This is a genomic window from uncultured Castellaniella sp., assembly GCF_937988725.1.
Taxonomy (GTDB): Bacteria; Pseudomonadota; Gammaproteobacteria; order Burkholderiales; family Burkholderiaceae_B; genus Castellaniella.
Genome location: NZ_CALKHS010000003.1, coordinates 187,864 through 205,419, shown reverse-complemented (window position 1 = coordinate 205,419; position 17,556 = coordinate 187,864). Strand labels below are relative to the sequence as shown.

General features: G+C 67.6%; 16 protein-coding genes. 6 read left to right on the top strand and 10 right to left on the bottom strand.

The window, feature by feature from the left end:
* The first annotated feature begins 111 nt into the window (after positions 1-111).
* The 3 genes from Q0263_RS02375 to Q0263_RS02365 all read left to right on the top strand — a co-directional run bounded on the left by Q0263_RS02375 (position 112) and on the right by Q0263_RS02365 (position 3,220).
* Positions 112-1,383: an O-acetylhomoserine aminocarboxypropyltransferase/cysteine synthase family protein gene (locus Q0263_RS02375; RefSeq protein ID WP_298012979.1), complete on the top strand. Its 1,272-nt coding sequence runs from the start codon at positions 112-114 to the stop codon at positions 1,381-1,383.
* Between the two features lie 111 nt (positions 1,384-1,494).
* Positions 1,495-1,959 carry a YbaK/EbsC family protein gene (locus Q0263_RS02370; protein ID WP_298012977.1) on the top strand — a complete coding sequence of 155 codons (465 nt, stop codon included), beginning with the start codon at positions 1,495-1,497 and terminating at the stop codon, positions 1,957-1,959.
* A gap of 76 nt (positions 1,960-2,035) precedes the next feature.
* Complete coding sequence (locus Q0263_RS02365; protein WP_298012976.1) at positions 2,036-3,220, top strand: MFS transporter; 1,185 nt, start codon at positions 2,036-2,038, stop codon at positions 3,218-3,220.
* Here Q0263_RS02365 and Q0263_RS02360 read toward each other — a convergent pair.
* From Q0263_RS02360 to Q0263_RS02340, 5 genes are all read right to left on the bottom strand, one after another.
* Positions 3,217-3,825, bottom strand: coding sequence for a 2OG-Fe(II) oxygenase (locus tag Q0263_RS02360; RefSeq protein ID WP_298012975.1), 609 nt, complete (start codon positions 3,823-3,825; stop codon positions 3,217-3,219). The genes Q0263_RS02365 and Q0263_RS02360 overlap by 4 nt on opposite strands.
* Before the next feature lie 65 nt (positions 3,826-3,890).
* Complete coding sequence (locus tag Q0263_RS02355) at positions 3,891-5,045, bottom strand: hypothetical protein (protein ID WP_298012973.1); 1,155 nt, start codon at positions 5,043-5,045, stop codon at positions 3,891-3,893.
* A 62-nt stretch (positions 5,046-5,107) separates the two neighbouring features.
* The gene (locus Q0263_RS02350; protein ID WP_298012971.1) at positions 5,108-6,790 is read right to left on the bottom strand and encodes an iron ABC transporter permease; all 1,683 of its coding nucleotides are present in this window, start codon (positions 6,788-6,790) and stop codon (positions 5,108-5,110) included.
* A 9-nt stretch (positions 6,791-6,799) separates the two neighbouring features.
* Positions 6,800-7,915, bottom strand: coding sequence for an ABC transporter ATP-binding protein (locus tag Q0263_RS02345; RefSeq protein WP_298012969.1), 1,116 nt, complete (start codon positions 7,913-7,915; stop codon positions 6,800-6,802).
* 4 nt (positions 7,916-7,919) lie between these two features.
* Positions 7,920-8,951, bottom strand: coding sequence for an extracellular solute-binding protein (locus Q0263_RS02340; protein ID WP_298012967.1), 1,032 nt, complete (start codon positions 8,949-8,951; stop codon positions 7,920-7,922).
* A 139-nt stretch (positions 8,952-9,090) separates the two neighbouring features.
* Between Q0263_RS02340 and Q0263_RS02335 the strand changes: the two genes are divergently transcribed.
* Together Q0263_RS02335 and prpF are read left to right on the top strand one after the other, a co-directional pair.
* Positions 9,091-9,849, top strand: a complete 759-nt coding sequence (locus Q0263_RS02335) for a class I SAM-dependent methyltransferase (RefSeq protein WP_298012965.1) — start codon at positions 9,091-9,093, stop codon at positions 9,847-9,849.
* A 76-nt stretch (positions 9,850-9,925) separates the two neighbouring features.
* Positions 9,926-11,122, top strand: coding sequence for a 2-methylaconitate cis-trans isomerase PrpF (prpF, locus tag Q0263_RS02330; RefSeq protein WP_298012963.1), 1,197 nt, complete (start codon positions 9,926-9,928; stop codon positions 11,120-11,122).
* A 27-nt stretch (positions 11,123-11,149) separates the two neighbouring features.
* On the opposite strand, the gene Q0263_RS02325 is transcribed toward prpF, so the two are convergent.
* The 5 genes from Q0263_RS02325 to panB form a co-directional block, all read right to left on the bottom strand.
* The gene (locus Q0263_RS02325) at positions 11,150-12,154 is read right to left on the bottom strand and encodes a magnesium and cobalt transport protein CorA (RefSeq protein WP_298012960.1); all 1,005 of its coding nucleotides are present in this window, start codon (positions 12,152-12,154) and stop codon (positions 11,150-11,152) included.
* 17 nt (positions 12,155-12,171) lie between these two features.
* A complete protein-coding gene (locus Q0263_RS02320) occupies positions 12,172-13,197 on the bottom strand; it encodes a 5'-methylthioadenosine/S-adenosylhomocysteine nucleosidase (RefSeq protein WP_298012959.1) in 1,026 nt (341 codons plus the stop codon).
* A 38-nt stretch (positions 13,198-13,235) separates the two neighbouring features.
* Positions 13,236-14,678: a DNA recombination protein RmuC gene (gene rmuC, locus Q0263_RS02315; protein WP_298012958.1), complete on the bottom strand. Its 1,443-nt coding sequence runs from the start codon at positions 14,676-14,678 to the stop codon at positions 13,236-13,238.
* A gap of 52 nt (positions 14,679-14,730) precedes the next feature.
* Positions 14,731-15,702: a LysR family transcriptional regulator gene (locus Q0263_RS02310; RefSeq protein ID WP_298012956.1), complete on the bottom strand. Its 972-nt coding sequence runs from the start codon at positions 15,700-15,702 to the stop codon at positions 14,731-14,733.
* Between the two features lie 66 nt (positions 15,703-15,768).
* Complete coding sequence (gene panB / locus Q0263_RS02305; RefSeq protein ID WP_298012954.1) at positions 15,769-16,596, bottom strand: 3-methyl-2-oxobutanoate hydroxymethyltransferase; 828 nt, start codon at positions 16,594-16,596, stop codon at positions 15,769-15,771.
* 79 nt (positions 16,597-16,675) lie between these two features.
* Here panB and Q0263_RS02300 point away from each other — a divergent pair, with 79 nt between their 5' ends.
* Positions 16,676-17,518, top strand: coding sequence for an aldo/keto reductase (locus tag Q0263_RS02300; RefSeq protein WP_298012952.1), 843 nt, complete (start codon positions 16,676-16,678; stop codon positions 17,516-17,518).
* Positions 17,519-17,556: the final 38 nt, after the last annotated feature.

Here is a 17,556-nt window from a genome sequence, read left to right as displayed (position 1 = left end):
CCCGCGCCCCCACGCCCCGCCCGGAACATGCCCGAACGGACGATTGCTGATAACCCCGGGTTATGAAAAGCTATGACAAAATGCCCGCATATCACCAAACCAGGAGACACCATGCAACGCGACACCATCGCCATCCACGGCGGCTTCGCCGGCGACCCCCAGACGCACTCCGTCGCCGTGCCGATCTACCAGACCACCAGCTACTACTTCGACGACACCCAGCACGGCGCCGACCTGTTCGACCTGAAGGTGCCGGGCAACATCTACACCCGGATCCAGAACCCCACGACGGACGTCCTGGAAAACCGGGTGGCCCAGCTGGAAGGCGGCGCGGCGGGCCTGGCGTTCGCATCCGGCATGGCGGCCATCACGGCGTGCGTGCTGACCGTCGCCAAGGCGGGCGACAACATCGTGGCGACCAGCCAGGTCTATGGCGGCACCTACACCTTCCTGCGCCACACGCTGAAGGACCTGGGCATCGAGGCCCGGCTGGTGGACGGCCGCGACCCGCAGGCCTTCGCCCGCGCCATCGATGACCGCACCCGCCTGGTGTATTGCGAATCGGTCGGCAACCCGGCCGGCAACGTGGTGGACATCGCCGCCCTGGCCCAGATCGCCCATGCCCAGGGCATCCCCGTGGCCGTGGACAACACCGTGCCCACTCCAGCCCTGTGCCGCCCCATCGAACACGGCGCCGACATCGTCATCCACGCGCTGACCAAATACCTGGGCGGACACGGCACCAGCATCGGCGGCATCCTGATCGACGCGGGGCGCTTCCCCTGGAAGGACAACCCCCGCTTCCCGCAATTCAACCAGCCGGAACCCGCCTACCACGGCGTGGTGTATGCGGATGACTTCGCCGCCGTGCCCTTTGCCGGGCGCGCCCGCACCGTCGCCCTGCGCAACACCGGCGGGGCCATTTCGCCTTTCAACGCCTTCCTGATCCTGCAGGGCATCGAGACCCTGGGCCTGCGCATGGAGCGCCATTGCCAGAACGCGCTGGCCCTGGCCCGCCACCTGCAACAGCACCCCAAGGTCGGCTGGGTCAATTTCGCCGGCCTGGAAGACAATCGGGATTACGCCCTGGCGCAGAAATACATCGACGGCGGCATCCCCTCGTCCCTGTTCAGCTTCGGCGTCAAGGGCGGCATCGCGGCCTGCACCCGCTTCATGGACCGGTTGCAACTGGTCAAGCGCCTGGTGAACATCGGCGACGCCAAGACCCTGGCCTGCCATCCGGCCACCACCACCCACCGCCAACTGACGGAAGAAGAGCTGAAGACGGCCGGCGTCAGCGCCGACCTGGTGCGCCTGTGCGTCGGCATCGAGCACATCGACGACCTGATCGACGACGTCGACCAGGCCCTGGCCGCGGCCTGATCCGGACGCGGCGACCGCCGGCGGGCGGGGTCGCCTCGAAGGCGCGGCGGGCGGCGCGGCGACATTGTCCTGTAGACTACAGGCTGTTTCGCACCGCCTCCGCCGCTCCTCATGACCATCGCCTCCGTCCGCCAGTTCTTCTCGCAACACGCTCCGGACATCCACATCCTGGAATTGGGGCAGAGCACGGCGACGGTGGATCTGGCCGCCCGGGCGCACGGTGTGGCGCCGGGCCAGATCGCCAAGACCCTGTCGCTGCGGGTCGGCCAGGACGTCATCCTGGTCGTGGCCTGCGGCGACACGCGGCTGGACAACAAGAAACTGAAACAGGCCCTGGGCGGGCGCCCGAAGATGCTGGCCGCCGACGAGGTCGCCGCCCTGACGGGGCACCCCGTGGGCGGCGTCTGCCCCTTCGGCCTGGCGCAGCCGCTGCCGGTGTACTGCGACGTGCGGCTGCGCGAATACGACATCGTCATGCCCGCCGCCGGATCCCTGGACAGCGCGGTGCGCATCGCGCCCCAGCGGCTGGCCGAACTGGCCGGAGCCGCCTGGGTCGACGTCTGCCAGGAGCCCTGATGGCCGGACTCGACTCCATGCCGTCCGCCGGACGGCCCCGCTCCCGGGACGGGAATCTCTTTCCGACGGATACTCCATGAACCGCCATCTCCTGCTGCTGACCGTGTGTCAGGGGCTGTTCCTCATCAACAACGTCACCTTCATCGCCATCAACGGCCTGGTCGGGCTGGAACTGGCGCCGCATGCCTGGATGGCGACGCTGCCCATCATGGGCTACGTGGTGGGCGGCGCCCTGGCCGCGCCGCTGGTCGCCGCCACGCAGATCCGGTTCGGCCGGCGCGGCTCCTTCCAGATCGGGCTGGCGGTGGCGCTGGGTTCCGCGCTGCTGGCCGCGCTGGCCGCACAATACCGGCTGTTCTGGCTGCTGATGGCGGCCACCGTGGTGGCGGGCTATTACAACGCCAACGGCCAGCTGTACCGCTTCGCCGCCACCGAACTGACCCGGCCCGACTGGCACGAAAAGGCGGTTTCCCTGGTGCTGGCCGGCGGCCTGCTGGGCGCCGTGGTCGGCCCCAACCTGGCCAACTGGACCCGAGCCGTGCTGCCCGTGCCGTTCGTGGGCGCCTACCTGGCCCTGTCCGTCGTGGCGCTGCTGGCCATGGGCCTGATGGCCCTGATCCGCTTCCCATCCGAACCGGCGAACCAGCGGCACGCCCCGCAAGGGCGCCCCATGAGCCAGATCATGCGCCAGCCCGTGTTCTTCGTGGCCACGCTGGGGGCCGCCATCGGCTACGGCGTGATGAATCTGCTGATGGCCGCCACGCCCCTGGTGATGGACGTCCACCGCTTCGAATTCGGCCACATCGCCGCGGTGCTGCAATGGCACGTGATCGGCATGTATGCGCCCGGATTCTTCACCGGCCACCTGATCCGCCGGTTCGGCGTCCTGTCGATCATGGGGCTGGGCGTGCTGCTGATGGCCGCCTGCATCGCCGTCGCCCTGTCAGGCACCGACATGAGCCACTTCATGGTGGCGCTCACCCTGCTGGGCGTCGGCTGGAACTTCCTGTTCACCAGCAGCACGGCGCTGGCCCTGCGCGCCTACCGGCCCGAGGAAAAGGATCGCGCCCAGGCAGCGATCAATTTCTGGGTCTTCGTGACCATGGCGTTCACCGCGTTCACCTCGGGCGCGGTGGCCACCACCAGCGGCTGGGCCTGGCTGAACGTCGGGGCGCTGCCCGCCCTGCTGCTGGTCGCGCTGACCCTGCTGTGGCTGCATCTGTGGCAGCGCAAGCAACCCGATCGAGGCCTTCCCGCCTAAGCGATGTCGTCCGTGCGCAGCCAGCCCGTCAGGCTCCAGCGCACGGCCCGGGACGGCAGGACCTCGTGGGGCATGACGCCGCTGACGAAGACCGCCAGCCGGGCGCCCAGGGGTGCGAAGCGCTGGATTTCCGCGTCCGGGTTGTAGGGGTCGTACAGGCACAATTCGCCGCCGTGGGCCGGGTCCCAATCGGCGTTCAGGTACAGCACGATCGAGACCTTGCGGTGATCCGTGCCGCGATGCTGATCGATGTGCTTTTTGTAGCCCGCGCCCGGCGCATAACGGGCGAAGTGGAATTCCTGGCTGCGCAGGCCCATGCCATAGCGATCATTGAGCACCTGACGGAACTGCGCCATCCAGGCGAAGAACGCATGGCCGGCCAGGCTGGAGGCCGGCGGCACCCAGCAGATGGAATCTCCGCGAACGGAGGGCTGGCGGGCATCCTGGGCGCCACGGCCGATCTCGCCGCCGGAAAACCGGCCGGCTTCCCAGAGCTGACGAGCCTGCGCCAGCAGGTCCGCCTGCCAGGCCGGGGCGATGGCGGTATCGGAAATCGCCCAGCCTTGCTGATTCAACAAACGGATGATTTCGTCGTAATCGTTCATGGTTCCTTGCCGTTCATGCCGCATCGGCGGTGCGGGAAAATTCTACCCCGGGCCGCGCCCCGCGATCATTGCAGGGGCAGGGAAAACCGGGCGGCCCAGCCATAGTCGCCCGACGTCAGGTTGCGGGTCGTTTCCAGGCGCACTCTCAGGTATGGGCCATAGCGGAAACCGTGAACCAGCCCGAACTGCTGCTCCAGCGGCTGGTCCAGACCGTCCTCCAGGCGTTCCCGCCGCTCGAAGGAGCCGCTGAACGAACCCCAGCGCCCGGCCGCCAGATCGATCTGCCACTGGTTGCGGATGCACTCGCAAGCGTCGTCGAGACCGTACGACGCCAGATCGGCGTAGCCGGCTTGCTGCCGCACATTGACCCAGGACACATCCAGCCCGGGCCGCAGCCCCAGGGTATAGCCAAGCTGCCGGCGCAGCCCCTGTCCCTGTCCCTGGTCCTGGCGCGCATCGGACACGCCCGCGCGCCAGGCGCCCAGGGAGCCCGTCGAATACGCGCCCCCCACCCCCAGCACGGACAGGCCCCGCGCCTGCTGCAGCCGCGACACCAGCGTGGCCTGGCGGTCCAGCGCATACTTGGCGGACGCATCGACGGCCACGGCTCCATAGCTCAGGTCGCCTTCAGCGGCCGGGCGCGCATTGCGCGCATCCAGTGCCCCCGCCGCGACCGCGTAATCCCACGCCCCCGCAGGCAGATCGCCCGAGGGCCGCAGGCGATACACCCCCACGCCCGCCAGGGGCACGGTCTGCCCCCAGGCGGGGAGACGGGCGTCGAGGCTGCCCAGCGTCACGCCGTAGCCGGACGAACTGAGATAACGCCAGCGCCGCTCGCCCAGGGACCAGGAATCCAGGCCCTGGGACGCCGGCGGGGCGAACAGGTCCCGCGCCGTCAAAGGCATCGTCGCGTCACCCGGCACGCCCCAGCCGCGCATGCCGCTCGCATCCGCCCCCGGCAGGTCCAGGAACAGGGCCTCGTAGGGAATCCATTGATAGACGACCGCGGAATCGTCGCCGGCCGAAGCGTCGTCGGCTGCGGGGTCCACAGGACCCAGAGGCTGCGGCACGTCCCGGGGCACGTCGGGCACCGCATAGCGCTGGGGGGACAGATCGATCAGCCCCGCGCCGCCCCTCGCGGCCTGCTGGGCGCGGGCAGCCGAAAGACCGGCGCCGCATGACAGCGCCGCTGCAACCAATAGCCAGACAATCCTGTTCATTCACCGAGGGGGAAGCGTGTTCTTGAAACCGGGGCGCCTGAGCGCCCCAGGATTCAAGTGTACTATCCGGCCCGCATGCCTTTGAAGCGTCGGCCGGCATAGGCCGCCAGCAGCACCAGGCCGGTGGAAATCAGGATCATCACGATCCCCAGGGCGGACAGCTTGCCCCACAGGCCATCGTCGGCGAAATTCAGGATCTGCACGGCCAGGACTTCGCTGCCCGGACGCGACAGCACCACGGACACCGTCAGTTCACGCACGAACATGGTCGCCATCAGAATCCAGGCGGACACGATGCCGGGGACCACCAGCGGCACGATGACGCGCCGGAAGGTCGTCAGCGGCCCGGCCCCGCACACCAGGGAAGACTCTTCCAGGTGGGCATGGACCTGCACGAAGGCGCTGGCCAAGGGCCGCACGCCGTATGGCAGGTAGGTGGCGACATAGGCCAGCAGCAGGGCAGTCAGGGTGGCGTACAACGGCGTCTGCACGAAGAACCACATGAAACCGATGCCGATCACGATGCCCGGAAACGAGAACGACAGGAAACTGAGGGATTCCAGCAGACCGGACGCCCGGGTGCGGATCTTGACGACGACATAGGCGATGAACAGCGACAGCATCACCCCCAGCGTCGCCCCGACAATCGCCAGGAACAGGCTGTTGCGCAAGGCCAGCAGGGATATCGGATCCTGCAGGACCTCGACCCAGTGATTCCAGCTCATGGAGGCGAAGGCCTGGGCGCTGGGCACCATGGAATACGGCACCAGCGACGTGTAGAACAGCACGGCGACGGGCAGGACCACCATCAGCACGCTGAACAGGCCCACGGCGGCGAACAGCGGCAGACGGGCGTTCTTCAGTTCGATCACGGACGGACGGTAGCCTCGGCCCGAAATCGTCACGAACTTGTCGCCCGACGCCGTCAGCGCACGGTACAGCACGATGAGACCGATGGAGACCGACAGCACGCTCATGCCCAGGGCAGCCGCCTGGCCGTAGTCAGGTGCGAAGCCGGTGGAGATCATTTCATACAGGTAGGTGGCCAGCACGTCGACCCGCCCCGGCATGCCCAGCACCCGGGGCACCGCATACGACGCCAGGCTGCGCACGATCCCCAGCACGAAGGCCGCCAGGATGGCGGGGCGCAGCACGGGCAGCGTCACCCGCCACAGGGTGCGCCAGACCCCGGCGCCGCCCACGCGCGAGGCCTCTTCCAGCGCGCCGTCGAAAGACGCCATGGCCGGCGCGATGATCAGGTAGGCGATGGGCATGTTCAACAGCCCCTCGACCAGGATCATGCCTTCCAGGGTGTAGATGTCGAAAGGCGACGCGGACAGGCCCAGGAAGTCCTTCAGGAACAGATTCAGCAGGCCGTTGGACGGGTTCAGCAGCAGCGCCCAGCTGACGGAGAACAGCAGGTGCGGGATCATCATCGGAACGATCGACAGCACCGTGAACAGGGACTTGCAGGGAATGTTGGTGCGGGTGTTCAGATAGGCCAGCACCAGCGCCAGCAGCGTGGCGAACACCGTCGACCCCAGGACGAAGATCACGGTGTTGCTGAAGACTTCCAGCAGATGGGGGTCGGTATAGGCGGCGACGTACTTGGCCGTCGTGAACTGCCCGAACGCCGTCAGCCCCTGGGAAAAGCTGCCCAGCAGCAACATCAGCACGGGGCACAGCGTCAGGAAGCCGACGATGACGATCAGGGACCAGGTCAGGCCCGGGCGTTTGGGATTCATCGGCCCGCCCTATTCCATGACCAGCAGGCAATGCTCGGGCGCCAGCATGAAGCGCACCGCGTCCCCCGCGGCGGCCGCCACGCCCGGATCCACCCGCGCCAGCAGCAGCTGGTCCTGGACGCGGACTTCCGTCTCGTAGACCTCGCCGACGAAATCCAGCGTTTCCAGGCGCCCTTCGATGATGTTGGGCGGCGCGCCCGCCGCATCGGCGCCGCCCCCGCCCCCTCCGGCGTCGACACGGGACAGCAGCAGGAATTCGGGGCGGATGCACAGCGTGACGGAGGCGCCCACCGGAAAGTCGCGCTTCTGGCAGCGCAGGACGCCCAGGGGCGACTGCACGACCGTGGCGTCGGGTTCCTGGGCCTGGACCGTGGCGGCGATCAGGTTGGCGCGGCCGATGAAATCCGCCACGAAGCGGTGGTCGGCGTTGAAATAGATCTTCTGCGGATCGCCGCGTTCGACGATGTGGCCGCCATTGAGCACCGCGATGGAGTCCGACAGGGCCAGGGCCTCGACCCGGTCGTGGGTGACGTACACCGCCGTGATGCCCAGCTCCGTCAGGAAGCGGCGCAGGATCTTGCGGGTTTCCTCGCGCAGCTTCGCGTCCAGATTGCTCAGGGGTTCGTCGAACAGGATGACCTTGGGTTCGGCCACCAGGGCACGCGCCAGGGCGACGCGCTGCTGCTGCCCGCCCGACAGGCGCGTGGCGGAACGGCCTTCCAGGCCTTCAAGCTGAACGAACCGCAGCGCCTTGAGGACCTTTTCGCGGATGGCGGCGCGCCGCTCGCCGCGCACCTGCAGGGGATACGCCACGTTGTCGAACACATTCATGTGCGGCCAGATGGCATACGTCTGGAACACCATGCCCAGGCCGCGCTTTTCCGGAGGCACCGAAATCCGCTTGCGGCCCGACCACACGACCTGGTCGCCGATGCGGATTTCACCGTCATCCGGCGTTTCCAGCCCGACGATGCAGCGCAGCAGCGTGGTCTTGCCGCAGCCGCTGGGGCCCAGCAGGGTGAAGATCTGGTTGGCGGGAATGTGCAGGTCGATGCCGTCCAGCGCGCGGACGGTCCGGCCTTCGGATTGGTAGGTCTTGACCAGTCCTTCGATATGAATATCCATGCGTTTACCGGGCGCCGAAGATCTTGCCGAATTCCCGGCCCCATTTTTCGATCTCGCTGTCGGGCAGATCGCGCACCGGCAGGACCTTGACCTGATCGATGCCTTCGATATCCGGATACACGCCCGGAGCCAGCACGTATTCGCCGACCTGCTTGGCCAGCAGCGTCATGGCGTCCTTGGACAGCCAGAAATCCATGAAGGCCCGCGCGGCGGCCGGCCTGGGGGCTTTCCGGGGAATGGCGATGGCCCGCGGCGTGCCCAGCAGCGGCTGGCCGCTGCGCGGCCCCCAGTCCAGCGGCGCGGGAGCCTTCGTCACGACGTACTTCGGCATGGAGATCGCCACCAGTTTTTCGCCGCTTTCGATGGGCGCCGGCGTGGGGCCGAACGAGGCCACGAACATGGGCTGGTTGGCCGCCAGGCCCTTCAGATACGCCATCCAGTCGGACTCGGACTTGAAGACCTGTTCCTTCAGGCCGACCAGCCAGGAAATCGTGGACGAGTGATTGGCCGGATTGGCCATGACGATCCGGCCCTTCCATTTGGGATCGGCGAGATCTTCGTAGCGCTGCGGCGCATCGGCCTTTTTCAGGTGCTGGGTATTGAACAGATAGGAGACGTATTCGATCCCGAACAGCGTCATGCGCGGGTCTTCCACCGCCCAGTCGGGATAGCCCTTGGCGGACGGAGACTGGTACGCGGCCAGCACGTCGTGCTCTTCGAGCAGGCTGAGCATGGGACGCGGCGCCTGGACGACGTCGGCCAGCAATTTGCCGGCATTGTGTTCGGTGACGATCGTGGGAATGAATTTGGAACTGGAGATCCGCGTGTACTGGCCCTGGAGGCCGGTGGCCGCATCAAAGGCCTTCATGACGCTGTCGACCGACGTGATATTGGCGTAGAAGACCGCCTTGCCTTCGGCCTTGGCCTGGGCGGACACGCCCTGCGCCCAGGACCGGGCCGGCAACGCCCCCGCCATGCCGGTCAGGCCGGCGGCGCCGGCCAATTTCAGGAATTCACGCCGATCCAGTGCATTCATGGATGTCTCCGGAAGTTGAAATTTTTATGACGACAGCGGCAGTGTGACCGAAATGACGGCATTTTGCCACCCGGCCCGGTAGCCCCGGCCTGCCGGGAAGCCCGTAATATATCGTCAAAGGACAAGCAGGAATGCACGCATGGGCAGCACGAACTTCAAGGATCATTTCTCCAGCGGATCCGCTGGTTATGCGACCTACCGGCCGACCTACCCCATCGGACTGGTGGACGCCCTGGCCGGCATCAGCCCTGGCCTGACGCGCGCGCTCGATTGCGGGTGCGGCACGGGACAGCTGTCGGTGCTGCTCGCCGAACGCTTCAAGGAAGTCATCGCCACGGACGCCAGCGCGGCCCAGATCGAGAAAGCCCGGCTGCGCGACGGCGTGACCTACCGCACCGCGCTGGCGGAAGACAGCGGGCTTCCCGACGCCAGCGCGGATCTGATCACGGTCGCCCAGGCGGCCCACTGGCTGGACCTGGACAAGTTCTACGCCGAGGCGCGGCGCGTAGCCCGGCCGCAGGCCGTCGTCGCGCTGATCTGCTACGGTGTGCTGCACGTCGAAGGCGCCGTGGATGGCGCCGTACAGCGCTTCTACTACGACACGCTCGACCCCTACTGGCCCATCGAGCGCCGGCACGTGGAAAACGGCTACCGCAGCCTGCCCTTCCCGTTCGAGGAAATCCCGCTGCCTCCGCTGGCCATCGAAGTGCAGTGGCGCCTGGACGATCTCATCGGCTACCTCAACACCTGGTCGGCGGTCAGGGCCGCGGAAAAGGCGCTGGGGTCGAACCCCGTGGATGCGCTGGCGATCGCCCTGAGCCGGTCATGGGGCGACCCGGACACGCCGCGCCGGGTCGCCTGGCCTTTGGCGATCCGGGCCGGCCGCATCCCGTCATGACGGGACCGCTCCGCAGGCGTACCGGCCCTGAAGGCCCGGTCTTGCATTTCCACCGCTTTTTACCGAGGATCCAGCGATGAGCGATCTTTCCACCTGCGACGCGCCGGTCAAGGCAACGTACATGCGAGGAGGCACCAGCAAAGGGGTGTTCTTCACGCCCGACGACCTGCCCGCAGCCGTCAGAACGCCCGGCGCGGCGCGCGACCGCTTCCTGCTGCGGGTGATCGGCAGCCCCGATCCCTACGGCAAGCAGATCGATGGCATGGGGGGCGGCTCCTCCAGCACGAGCAAGGTCGTCCTGGTGTCCCGCAGCGCGCGCGGCGACTGCGACGTGGACTACCTGTTCGGGGCGGTCTCCATCGAATCCCCGGTCATCGACTGGAGCGGCAATTGCGGCAATCTGACCGCGGCCGTAGGGCCGTTCGCCATCGCGCGCGGCCTGGTGGACGTGCCGGCGGACGGCGTCGCGGCGGTCCGCATCTGGCAGGTGAACATCGGGAAGCGCATCATCGCCCACGTCCCCGTGTCCGGCGGGAAAGTCGTGGAGGCCGGCGGATTCACGCTCGATGGCGTCACCTTCCCCAGCGCGGAGATCCGGCTCGAGTTCCTGGACCCGGGCGCGGACGAGGACGGCGCCGGCGGCGCCATGCTGCCGACGGGACGGGTGCTGGATGAGCTGGAAGTTCCCGGCGTCGGACGGATCGCGGCGACGCTGATCAACGCCGGCAACCCGTCGATCTTCGTGGCGGCGCGGGACCTGGGGCTGCGCGGCGACGAGACCCAGGCGGAAGTCAATGCCGACCCCGAACTGCTGGCCCGGCTCGAAACCATCCGGGCGCACGGCGCCGTGGCCATGGGGCTGGCTGCCAGCGCGGAAGACGCCACGCGCAACAGGCCCCACACGCCGAAGCTGGCATTCCTGGCGCCCCCGAAGACATTCATCGCCGCCGGCGGCAAGCAGGTCCCGGCCGACGAAATCGACGTGCTGGCCCGGATCATGTCGATGGGCAGGCTGCACCACGCCATGACGGGGACCGGCGCCGTCGCCATCGCCGCCGCGGCGGCCATCCCCGGTACGGTGGTGGCGCGCCTGGCGCGCACAGGCGCGGGCGGACAGATCCGCATCGGCCATGCCTCCGGCGTGCTGGCCGCCGGCGCGGAAGCGCGAAAGACCGACAACGGCTGGCATGTCTCGAAAGTCGTCACCAGCCGCAGCGCGCGCCGGCTGATGGTCGGCGAGGTCTTCCCCGCGCCGCAGGCGCCGGGCGCCTGAGCTCCCGCCCCCGTTATCCGCGGGGCGTCACAGCCACTTGATCCGGCGGAACTTCCAGTACAGCAGCCCGCAGAAGGCGGCGGTTCCGGTCAGCATGGCGGGATAGCCGTAGGTCCAGCCGAGCTCCGGCATGTCGTGGAAGTTCATGCCATAGATGCCGGCCACGGCCGTGGGGACGGCCAGGATGGCGGCCCAGGCGGCCAGCTTGCGCGTGATGTCGGTCTGCTGCATCTGGCTGATCATCATGCTGGCCTCGAAGGCGAAGGCCAGGGCCTCCCGCAGCCCGGCGAGCCCTTCGACCACGCGCTGGATACGGTCGGCGACTTCGCCGAAATAGCCCCGGCTGTCGGGGTCGATGTTGCGGGTATCGACGCGCGCCAGGCGCCGGCAGATTTCCACCAGCGGCGCAATGGTCGTCTGGACGCGCAGCAGGTCTCGGCGCAGGCGGTACAGGTGGCGGATATCCTTCTCGCGGAAGCCGCGCAGCAGAAACTGGTGCTCGATGGATTCGACCCTGGCCTCCAGATGGTTGAAGGCCTCGACATAGCGGTCCGCCATCAGGTCCAGCAGGGCGGACGCCACATAGTCGCTGCCGCGTCCCAGGAATTCCGGCGAATCGGCCAGCAGGCTGCGCAGCGCCAGGTGCGATCCGGTCGCATGGCGGCGAATCGTCAGCAGATAGCCCGGGCCGATCAGGATCTGGGTGTCGCCGAAACTGGGGCGCCCATTGACGATCTCGACGGTGATGGCCACGACCAGCGTCAGCCGGTCGTACTCGATGACCTTGGGCCGCCGGTGGGGCTCGATGATCTCCTCGATGGCGCGGGCCGGCAGGTCCAGGCGCTCGCCGACGGACTGCATCAATTCCGCCGTCGGGTCCTTCAGGCCGACCCACAGCAAGCCCGCCTCCGTGGCGGCGGTCCCCAGGTCGTCGAGCCCGACGTCCTGCGGCGGCTGCGAGGCCGTGTACAGGATCGACGCCACGGCGGATTGCCGGAAAGCGTCCAGCAGGTCCCTATCTTCTGTCGTCATCGCACCCCCGGATACGTTCAGCGCGGCCAGGCCCGCAGGAATGCCAGCAGCACCTGGGCCGAATTATCCGCCGCGATGTGCAGGAAGGCGTTCATTTCGTTTTCGCCCGGCCCGCCACCCGCCAGGTCGCTGAGCGACCGGAAGGCGATGAAGGGGACCTTGCTGCGCCAGGCCACCTGGGCGCAGGCGGCGCTTTCCATGTCCAGCACATTGGCCTGGAAGGTGCGGTAGGCATAGCGGCGAAAATCGGCATTGTCCACGAAGGCCTGGCCCGATACGCCATTGCCGCCCACCACCAGGCGGGGGCGGTCGGCCACGCAAAGGCCCTGGCGGTCGCAGGCCCGCAAGGGCACGGTCTCGATGCTGCGGGCCACCGACAGCATCCGCGGATCCGCGTCGAACCAGAACTTTTCCTGGATCCGCGCGGATCCCGCCTGGCGCACGCGCACGTCGCGCGGCTGCATCATGCCGTAAGGGGCGAACGGGGACAGCGTCTTGGATGCGGGCGCCTGATACCGGCCGGGGCCGGTTTCCCGCATCATCACGAGTTCCAGGTACTGCCCCCAGCGCGCCGGGACGCTGACATCGCCGATGCGCAGCTCCGGATTGACGCCCCCGGCGATGCCGCTGAACACCAGATGGCTGACGTTGAAGCGGTCGAACAGCAACTGGGTGTTCATGGCGGCATTGACCATGCTGATGCCCGACAGCAGCAGGACGACCGGTTGTCCTTCCAGGGTGCCGGTCGTGAAATCCACGCCGTCGCTCGTGATCGCATGAGGCTGCCGCAGCCGTTCGCGCAACAGGGCCAGTTCCGGCGCGAAGGCGGACATGATCGCCATGCGCGGCGTGTCGTCCAGGCGTCCCGCCGCCGGGGCGGCCGCCGCCTGACCGGCGGACGGCTCGGCGGCCAGGCCGCGGACCGGCCAGCCGCCCCAGAGCATGGCCGTCAGCAGCAGCGCCGCGCATAAAAGCCGGCCTGGCCCGATGCGGGCCGGCCGTGGCGCGCCGCGCGCGCATGCCGCCGATGTCCTGCTGTTCATCCTGTCTCCTTCGAGGCGCCGCCCGGCGTACGCGCCGATCAGGCCGATGCGGGCGGCTCGTCCGGCTCCGGCAGCGCCGACGCGCCGGCGGGCCCCGCATCCGCGTCGGGGATCACCGCCTGCAGGCGCTGGACCTCGATGTCGGCATGCATCGGCTCCAGGTCCGGCATCTGCTTGTTGGCCTTGGCCGAGAGCTCCGCGAAACGGTTGACCTTGCCGTACAGCCCCTGCTGGCCCGCCACCGCCGTCACCGCGCTGTTGTAATGCGTGTTGACGGTATTGAGCGTATTGCCCAGTTTCTGCAGGCGTTCCGCCACGACCGCCACCTGGTTGTACAGGCCGCCGGCCATGTCGCTGAGCGCGCGGGTCTGTTCATTGCTGCGGGCGATCATCCACAGATTGGCCACCGTGCGCAGGATCGGCATCAGCGTGGTGTGCGACACCATGACGACGTTCTGGCGATAGCCGTAGTCGAACAGGTCGCGGTTGTGCTTCATGGCCTCGATGTAGGCGGGCTCGATGGGCATGAACATCAGCACGAAGCTGGGGCTCTTCAGGCCGATCAGATTGCTGTAGTCCTTGCGGGCCAGATCGTCGATGTGATGGCGCACGGCCTGGACGTGCGCGGCCAGGGCCGCTTCGCGCTCGGCATCGGTCTGCGCGGCGATCGCGCGATCGTAATCCACCAGCGAGACCTTGCTGTCGATCACCATGTGCTTGTCGTCCGGCAGCTTGATGACGAAATCGGGCTGCAGGCGATTGCCGGACGCATCCCGGAAACTGGCCTGCGCCTGATAATGGTCGCCCGGCACCAGGCCCGCCAGCTGCAGGCTGCGTTCGAGTTGGATTTCCCCCCAGTTTCCGGTGGTCTTCTTGTCGCCCTTCAGCGCCGTGGCCAGGGTGTTGGCCTCGGTGCTCATCTTCAGGCCGATGTCCAGCACGCGGCGGATTTCCGCCCCCAGCTGCGTCTGGCCGCGCAGGGACGCATCGTGGATTTCATTGACGCGCTTCTGGAAGCCGTCGATCTGTTCCCGGAAGGGCCGCAGCAGGCCATCCAGCGAAGTCTGGCTGGTCTGGGCGAAGGCCTTGCCCTTTTCTTCCAGGACCTGGTTGGCCAGATTCTGGAATTCCGTGCGCATGGCAGCCTTGGAGTGTTCGAACGTCTGCTGCAATTCCTGGATGAGCGCCAGCTTTTCCTGGTGCACGGCCTGCAGGCGGGTCAGTTCCAGATCCCGCGCCTGGACGCGCGCCCGGCCTTCGTCGAGATCACGGGCGGCCTGCGCCAGATCGGCCCGCAGATGCTCGATCTGCCGGGCCTGCTCCGCCTGCGTGGTATCCAGGCGGACCCGCTCGGCCGTCTGCTGCGCCAGATCCGCCATCAATCCGTCCATCCGGCGGCGCGCCAGCCACCACCCCGCAAGCCCGCCCAGCAGCGCGGCCAGGGCCCAGCCCAACAGGATTTCGGGGGAGAACGCGGTCACGATACAGATCCTGAGTAGCGAAAAACCACATCATCGCACACCCCGGACGGCATCAGGCCATATGCAGGGTCTCGGCGAGAGCCGGCGTCGCATGCGGCAAGCCGTTGGGATCCGTTTCCACGAACTGGGGGACGACTTTCAGCACATGGCTGTGCAGCCCGCGGATCAGGCGCTGAGCGCCTTCGGGCAGGTCATGCGTCAGCGGGGAGACCACCCCGATCCGGTAATGGACGTCGGACAGGACCGGGCGCACCACCACGCCGTCCAGGCTGCCGCCCTGCGCGGAAAACGGATCCATCAGCCCCACGCCCAGGCCGGCCCGAACCATGGCCAGCGCCGTCTGCTGGCTGCCGACCTCGATGTGGCGGCGCTGATCGCCCGCCGTGGCCTGCACCAGGCTGTTGGTCAGGTGGTAGCGCATGCGGTAGCGGCTCAGGAGCGTGATGACGTCCGTATTGCGGATGTCGTCCAGGCGCACGGCTTCCTGGGACGCCAGGACGTGGCCGACCGGCATGGCCAGCAGGCAGGGCGCCTGCCCGCACCAATGGACGCGCAGTCCTTCGGTGTCGATGGGCAGGTTGATCAGGGCGAAGTCGGAGCGGCCGTCGAGGATCTCCTGGGCGGTCACTTCGTGCACGGCTTCTTCCACGACCAGGTTTCCGCCGAATACCGCGTTGAAGCGATCGATCCGCGCCAGGGCATCGGGCAGCAGGCCCCGGGCCAGATCCGAGGTCGCCAGGATGCGCAGGGGACGGACCTGGCCGCTGCGCATGCCCAGCACGCGGGCTTCCAGCTGCTGGAGATCCGCCAGGATGCCGCGGACTTCGCGATAGAATTCCGCGCCCGATTCGGTCAGGGTGATGGTGGGGCGCGTGCGTTCGAATAGCACGAAGCCAAGCTCGCCTTCGAGATCGCTGATCTGGCGGCTGACGACGGGCTGTGAACGCCCCAGTTGACGGCCTGCGGCCGTCACGCTGCCGCTGACGACAACGGCGTTGAGCGCCTCGAGTTGGCGGATTTCCATAAGGACACGCGGTGGGGGCGATCGCGCGCAGCGCGGCCCCCCGATGAAACCATTGGTGTCATCATGTTAATGCGTACGGCGCACGCCAAAGCAGTGATCAAGCGTGGGAAAAGTTTCTTCCCGCACCGATTGGGCGTAGTCCCGGGCGGCATCGCGGATGACCTGGCCCGCGTCGGCGAAGCGGCGGGCGAATTTGGGGATCCGGTCGCCGCTGAGCCCCAGGATGTCTTCCGTGACCAGTATCTGGCCGTCGCAGGCGGGCGACGCCCCGATGCCGATCGTGGGAACGTCCAGATCGGCCGTGATCTGGCGCGCCAGAGGTTCGCTGATACCCTCCAGGACGACCCCGAACGCCCCCGCCTGCGCGTGGGCGCGGGCGTCTTCCAGGATCCTGCGGGCGGCCTCGTCGGTCATGCCCTGGGCCTTGAATCCCCCCATGGTATTGACGTACTGCGGCATCAGGCCGACGTGCGCCAGCACCGGAATGCCCCGGTCCACCAGGAACCGGGTGGTCTCGGCCAGCACCTGGCCGCCTTCCATCTTGACGCCCGACACCCCGCTGGCCGACAGCATGGAGGCGGCATTGTCAAAAGCCTGGGCGGGCGACTGCTGATAGCTGCCGAACGGCATGTCGACGATCACGCAGGCCTGCTGCGTGGCCCGCACGACGGCTGCGGCATGCGCGGCCATCGTCCGCGTCGAGATCGACAGGGTATCGGGCAGGGCGTAACCGACCATGGCGGTGGAATCCCCGACCAGGATCATGTCCACGGATTCATCCAGCAGACGGGCGATGGGGGCGATATAGGCGGTCAGCGCCGCAATCTTGCGTGTCCCTTTGTAAGACATCAGCTGGGGCACGGTGACGCGCTGCGCCTGACTATGTACACTCATTGGTCTACCCTCGAAAAAGAATCATTGTCGGCCATTGCAGGGCTTCAGGGCCAGTGGCCGAGCCATCATGGAGACCCTCATGTCATCCAATCAGCCATACCTGACGTTTCACGACGGACGGCGCGCGCCGCAACTGGGCCTGGGCACCTGGAAAGTGACGGGCGACGACGCCGCGCCCGCCGTCCAGGCCGCCGTCGAGGCGGGCTATCGCGCCATCGACACGGCCTACATCTACTATAACGAGGCCGAGGTCGGCCAGGGCATCGCCGATTGCGGAATCCCGCGCGAAGACCTGTTCGTGACCACCAAGCTCTGGAACAACCGCCATGGCCGGGACGATGCCAAATCGGCCTTGCAGGAAAGCCTGGACCGCCTGAAGCTGGATTACGTGGATCTCTATCTGATCCACTGGCCGGTGCCGCAGGAAAGGCGCTACCTGGAAGCCTGGGAAGCGCTGATCCAGCTGCACGACGACGGCCGGGCGAAATCCATCGGCGTCTGCAATTTCCAGGTGGACCAGCTGCAGAAGCTGCTGGACAAGACCGGCGTGCTGCCCGTCGTCAACCAGATCGAGCTGCATCCATACTTCCAGCAGGCCGAGCTGCGGGCCTACCACGCCGACCACGACATCCTGACCGAGGCCTGGAGTCCGCTGGGCCAGGGCCAGGCGCTGCAGGATCCCGTGATCCACGAAATCGCCCACCATCTGCAGGCCACGCCGGCCCAGGTCATCCTGCGCTGGCACATCCAGATGGGTCACATGGTGATCCCCAAGTCCACCCACGCGGACCGGATCCAGGAAAACTTCAACCTGTGGAACCTGTACCTGGACGACGACGCCATGGCCCGCATCGCCGCGCTGGACCGTCCCGACGGCCGCATCGGCCCCGACCCCGACAGCTTCCATCTGATGGAAGGGTGATTCCGGGCACGGGGCCGTCCCTGCGGACGGCCCCGTGC

Bases quoted from the DNA above. Each gene is read 5' to 3' on its own strand.
- prpF (WP_298012963.1), top strand. From the start codon at position 9,926: ATGAGCGATCTTTCCACCTGCGACGCGCCGGTCAAGGCAACGTACATG.
- Q0263_RS02355 (WP_298012973.1), bottom strand. From the start codon at position 5,045: ATGAACAGGATTGTCTGGCTATTGGTTGCAGCGGCGCTGTCATGCGGC.
- Q0263_RS02325 (WP_298012960.1), bottom strand. From the start codon at position 12,154: ATGACGACAGAAGATAGGGACCTGCTGGACGCTTTCCGGCAATCCGCC.
- Q0263_RS02340 (WP_298012967.1), bottom strand. From the start codon at position 8,951: ATGAATGCACTGGATCGGCGTGAATTCCTGAAATTGGCCGGCGCCGCC.
- Q0263_RS02360 (WP_298012975.1), bottom strand. From the start codon at position 3,825: ATGAACGATTACGACGAAATCATCCGTTTGTTGAATCAGCAAGGCTGG.
- Q0263_RS02310 (WP_298012956.1), bottom strand. From the start codon at position 15,702: ATGGAAATCCGCCAACTCGAGGCGCTCAACGCCGTTGTCGTCAGCGGC.
- Q0263_RS02345 (WP_298012969.1), bottom strand. From the start codon at position 7,915: ATGGATATTCATATCGAAGGACTGGTCAAGACCTACCAATCCGAAGGC.
- Q0263_RS02370 (WP_298012977.1), top strand. From the start codon at position 1,495: ATGACCATCGCCTCCGTCCGCCAGTTCTTCTCGCAACACGCTCCGGAC.
- Q0263_RS02365 (WP_298012976.1), top strand. From the start codon at position 2,036: ATGAACCGCCATCTCCTGCTGCTGACCGTGTGTCAGGGGCTGTTCCTC.
- Q0263_RS02350 (WP_298012971.1), bottom strand. From the start codon at position 6,790: ATGAATCCCAAACGCCCGGGCCTGACCTGGTCCCTGATCGTCATCGTC.
- Q0263_RS02375 (WP_298012979.1), top strand. From the start codon at position 112: ATGCAACGCGACACCATCGCCATCCACGGCGGCTTCGCCGGCGACCCC.
- panB (WP_298012954.1), bottom strand. From the start codon at position 16,596: ATGAGTGTACATAGTCAGGCGCAGCGCGTCACCGTGCCCCAGCTGATG.
- Q0263_RS02320 (WP_298012959.1), bottom strand. From the start codon at position 13,197: ATGAACAGCAGGACATCGGCGGCATGCGCGCGCGGCGCGCCACGGCCG.
- Q0263_RS02300 (WP_298012952.1), top strand. From the start codon at position 16,676: ATGTCATCCAATCAGCCATACCTGACGTTTCACGACGGACGGCGCGCG.
- Q0263_RS02335 (WP_298012965.1), top strand. From the start codon at position 9,091: ATGGGCAGCACGAACTTCAAGGATCATTTCTCCAGCGGATCCGCTGGT.